At 70.6% G+C, this 4227-nt stretch carries 4 protein-coding genes; 2 read left to right on the top strand and 2 right to left on the bottom strand.

The window, feature by feature from the left end; genetic code table 11:
• Positions 1–210 precede the first annotated feature (210 nt).
• The gene (locus C1I98_RS36120; RefSeq protein WP_111171781.1) at positions 211–699 is read left to right on the top strand and encodes a glutathione peroxidase; all 489 of its coding nucleotides are present in this window, start codon (positions 211–213) and stop codon (positions 697–699) included.
• A 39-nt stretch (positions 700–738) separates the two neighbouring features.
• Here the strand turns inward: C1I98_RS36120 and C1I98_RS36115 are convergent, their stop codons facing one another.
• Positions 739–1737 carry a LacI family DNA-binding transcriptional regulator gene (locus C1I98_RS36115; protein WP_111171780.1) on the bottom strand — a complete coding sequence of 333 codons (999 nt, stop codon included), beginning with the start codon at positions 1735–1737 and terminating at the stop codon, positions 739–741.
• 176 nt (positions 1738–1913) lie between these two features.
• Between C1I98_RS36115 and C1I98_RS36110 the strand changes: the two genes are divergently transcribed.
• Positions 1914–3134: an ABC transporter ATP-binding protein gene (locus C1I98_RS36110; protein ID WP_111171779.1), complete on the top strand. Its 1221-nt coding sequence runs from the start codon at positions 1914–1916 to the stop codon at positions 3132–3134.
• A gap of 175 nt (positions 3135–3309) precedes the next feature.
• Here the strand turns inward: C1I98_RS36110 and C1I98_RS36105 are convergent, their stop codons facing one another.
• Positions 3310–4059: an SDR family NAD(P)-dependent oxidoreductase gene (locus tag C1I98_RS36105; protein WP_111171778.1), complete on the bottom strand. Its 750-nt coding sequence runs from the start codon at positions 4057–4059 to the stop codon at positions 3310–3312.
• Positions 4060–4227 lie beyond the last annotated feature (168 nt).

Raw genomic sequence — 4227 nt, 5'->3', positions numbered from 1 at the left:
GTGCCGGGCGTACCGGGCGGCGCGCCGCGCACGGCCTGGTACGGCGGTTAACGCCCTCCGGTGGGCCGGCCCACGATATTTGGAAAGATTGGAGTTAGAACCGCTTAATGGTTGATTCATTGGCTTTTGTGAACGACGGTGAATTTGATGGGGATTAAGGGGGGTTCGTCGCGCCGCCACGCGCCGCCGCGCCCCTGTAGGCTAAAGATCATGAATGTTCGTGACATCCCGGTCCGCACCCTGTCGGACGCCTCCACCACGCTCGCCGAGCTCGCGGGCGACAAGGCCGTGCTCGTCGTCAACGTCGCCTCCAAGTGCGGCCTCACCCCGCAGTACGCCGGCCTGGTCGAGCTCCAGCAGCGCTACGGCGAGCGCGGCTTCACCGTCGTCGGCGTGCCGTGCAACCAGTTCGCGGGTCAGGAGCCGGGCAGCGCCGAGGAGATCCAGGAGTTCTGCTCGGCCACCTATGGGGTCGACTTCCCGCTGCTGGCCAAGTCCGAGGTGAACGGCGACGGCCGGCACCCCCTCTACACCGAGCTGACCGCCGTGCCCGACGCCGACGGGCAGGCGGGCGACATCCAGTGGAACTTCGAGAAGTTCCTCCTGGACCGCGAGGGCAATGTGGTCGGCCGCTTCCGCCCGCGTACCGAGCCCGCAGACCCGGCGATCACCGAGGCCATCGAGAAGGCCGTCGGCTGAGGCCGCCGCGCCGTACGGCGCGGCCCCTCCCGCCCGGCCTCACCTGCGGGGGCCGCAGCTCCCGCGGATGATCAGCTCGGTGGGCAGCCGGACGCCGCGCGTCCGGCGGCCCGCCGTACGCAGCACCAGTTCGGCGGCGCGATAGCCGATGTCCTGCGCGGGCGGGGCGATCACGGTGAGCGGCGGCGCGCACAGCTCGGCCCACGGCACGTCGTCGAACATGATCAGTGACACGTCGCGCGGCACCCGCAGATCCAGTTCCCGCGCGGCCAGCACGGCCGCCTCCCCGAGCACGTTGCCGCCCGCGATGACCCCCGTGAGGTCGGGCCGGTGCTGGAACAGCCCGGACGCGGCGGCGTAGGCCGAGTCGCGCGTCCCCCGGCCGAAGACGATCAGCTCCTCGTCGATCGCGATCCCCAGCGCCGTCAGCGTGTCGCGGAACGCCGCCGCGCGCTGCGGCTGCCCCACGCCGCCCAGATAGGCGATCCGCCGGTGGCCCAGCCCCACCAGGTACTCCACCGCGTTGCGCACGCCCGCGCGCTCGTCGGCGAGGACCGCGGGCACCGCGCTCAGCGCGTTGTCACGGCTGATGACCCTCCGGTCGGCGAAGACCACCGTCATTCCGGCCCGGATCGCCGGTCCCCAGGGCTCGGGGGCGCCGGACGGCACCGCGATGACGCGTTCCACGCCCTGTTCGAGCAGGACGCCGATCAGCTCCGCCTCGCTCTCCGCGTCGTCGCCGGTCGCGCCCAGAATGACCGGTTCGCCCGCGGCCCTCGCACAGGCCAGCACCCCGTCGGCGACCCGGCCGTGGAAGGAGTCGGTGATGTCGGGGACGAGCAGGCCGATCCCGCCCGTGCGGCGCTGGCGCAGGTTGCGCCCGAGCGCGCTGGGCCGGTAGTCGAGCTCCGCCGCGACGGCCAGCACCCGTTCCCTGGTCGGCTGGCTCGCCGATCCGCCGGAGAGCACCCGGGAGACGGTGGCCACCCCGACGCCTGCCGCCTCCGCCACGTCCTTGATGGTCGTCCGCGTCTTCATGGAAACGATTCCATCATGTATTCCAGGTCGAGGCCAGCCCGATTGATAACGAAACGGCTGGTGAGCTAGCAGGTCTTGACAGCGATGTCCGTTTCAGGTGAGATGCATGAAAACGTATCCACATCCGTGGTGATCCCTACGGAAAACCGGGCCGCACCCGCGCATGAAGGACTGTCATGGCATCCATCGTTCTGAGCAACGTCGACAAGATCTACGCCGGCGGCGTCAAGGCCGTGAACGGTCTCAATCTGGAGATCAAGGACGGCGAGTTCATGGTCCTCGTCGGCCCCTCCGGGTGCGGCAAGTCGACCGCGCTCCGGATGATCGCCGGCCTGGAGGACATCAGCGGGGGCGAGATCGCGATCGGCGAGAAGGTGGTCAACCACCTGCCCCCCAAGGACCGTGACATCGCCATGGTCTTCCAGAACTACGCGCTCTACCCGCACATGACGGTCGCGGAGAACCTCGCATTCGGCCTGAAGCTCCGCAAGATGCCCAAGCCCGAGATCCAGAAGCGGGTCAACCAGGCCGCCAAGATGCTCGGCCTGGAGCAGTACCTCAAGCGCAAGCCGGCCGCGCTGTCCGGTGGTCAGCGCCAGCGTGTCGCGATGGGCCGGGCCATCGTCCGTGAGCCGCAGGCGTTCCTGATGGACGAGCCGCTGTCCAACCTCGACGCCAAGCTGCGCGTCTCGATGCGCGCCTCGCTCAACCAGATGCACGAGCGCCTGGGCGTCACCACCGTCTACGTCACGCACGACCAGGTCGAGGCCATGACCCTCGGCGACCGGGTCTGCGTGCTGCGCGATGGCATCCTCCAGCAGGTAGACACTCCGCAGAACCTCTTCGACAACCCGGTCAACCTGTTCGTGGCCGGCTTCATGGGCTCGCCGTCGATGAACTTCGTGACCGCCGAGCTGGTCCAGGTGGACGGCGGCGCCGCCGCCGCGTTCGCCGGGTTCCGGCTGCCGGTGCCCGCCTCGACGTTCACCGAGAAGCCCGGCCTGGACCAGTACCTCGGCCGGAAGGTCATCCTGGGCATCCGCCCCTCCGACTTCGAGGACGCCGCCGCCGCCAACGGGCACACCGGCGCCGGGTGGGCGCGGCTGCCGGTCCGCGCGGAGGTCACCGAGGAGCTGGGCAGCGAGATCAACGTGCTGTTCCTGATCGACGCCCCGCCGGTCGAGCACAAGGACACCGTGGCCGCCAAGGACGCCGACGAGGACGGCGAGCCGATCCCGCTGGCGGGCGACAAGTCCCTGTGGACCGCCCGGGTCAACGCCCGCAGCCACGTACGTCCCGGCCAGCAGACCGAGCTGGTCGTGGACACCCACAACCTGCACTTCTTCGACCAGGGCTCCGGTCTGGCGATCGGCCACCCGGCCAACGTCGGACGCTGACCCGCACGGGTCACCGGGCCGCCTGGCGGGGCCCGGTGACCACCACCGGCCGCCGGCCGGGCTCAAGGCCCGGACGCCGGCCCGACAGACGCCCCTGGGCGCACGACCGAGAGGCCCTCGCTGTGACCCCCTCCCACGGTGAGGGCCTCTCGCATGCCCGGGAACCGCGGCCGGATCAGTGATCGACGCGGGCGGCGAGCCGGGCCGCCAGAGCGGGCGGGACCAGCCGGGCGCAGGCGGCGATCGCCTTGTAGCGCAGCGTCGGGATGCTGATCAGCTTGCCGAGGGCCAGGTCGCGCATCGCCGTACGTGCCACGCGGTCCGCGTCCAGCCAGAGATGGCCCGGGATGCCGGAGGTGTCCATCCCGACCCGCTGATGGAACTCCGTGCGCACGAAACCGGGGCAGAGCGCCATGACCCGCACCCCTGAGTCGGCCAGTTCGGCGCCGGCCGACGCGCTGAAGGTCGCCACCCACGCCTTGGTCGCGCTGTAGGTGCCGTTCGGGAAGAACCCCGCCACCGATCCGACGTTGATCACGCCGCCCCGCCCGCGGGAGCGCATCCACGGCACGGCGGCGAGCGTCAGGCGGAGCACCGCCTCGCAGTGCACCCGCAGCATCCGGGCCTCCTCGTCGGCGGAGACCTCGGTGAACGAGCCGTTGAGGGCGAAGCCCGCGTTGTTCACCAGCAGGTCGATCCCCTCGCGCAGCCGGTCCGCCACCCGGGCGAGGTCCTGTTCGCGGGCCAGGTCGGCGGGCAGCGCGCGGGCCGGCACACCGTACCGGAGGGCGAGCCCGGCCGCGGTCTCCTCCAGCCGTGCGGCGTCGCGTGACACCAGGACCAGAGAGAACCCGTCCGCCGCCAGGCGGCGGGCGAACGCGGCGCCGATGCCGGCGGTCGCGCCGGTGATCAAAGCGGTTGGCATGAATGCAGCGTAACGGTCCGTAGGCGGGGCCGCCCGCCGGTACGCGCCGGACCGGCAAACGGGGGATATAGCCAAGAAAAGGGCATAACTACCTCAATATCCTCGAAGCGGAGGTATCTCGCCCAATGGAAGGATCTCCCCGTGCCGAGGACCCCCGTACCCCACGAC

The organism is Spongiactinospora gelatinilytica (assembly GCF_003236385.1).
Taxonomy (GTDB): Bacteria; Actinomycetota; Actinomycetes; order Streptosporangiales; family Streptosporangiaceae; genus Spongiactinospora; species Spongiactinospora gelatinilytica.
The sequence above is the reverse complement of the archived record's forward strand: the minus strand, read 5'-3'. Positions and strand labels throughout refer to the sequence as shown.

Bases quoted from the DNA above. Each gene is read 5' to 3' on its own strand.
- C1I98_RS36120 (WP_111171781.1), top strand. From the start codon at position 211: ATGAATGTTCGTGACATCCCGGTCCGCACCCTGTCGGACGCCTCCACC.
- C1I98_RS36115 (WP_111171780.1), bottom strand. From the start codon at position 1,737: ATGAAGACGCGGACGACCATCAAGGACGTGGCGGAGGCGGCAGGCGTC.
- C1I98_RS36110 (WP_111171779.1), top strand. From the start codon at position 1,914: ATGGCATCCATCGTTCTGAGCAACGTCGACAAGATCTACGCCGGCGGC.
- C1I98_RS36105 (WP_111171778.1), bottom strand. From the start codon at position 4,059: ATGCCAACCGCTTTGATCACCGGCGCGACCGCCGGCATCGGCGCCGCG.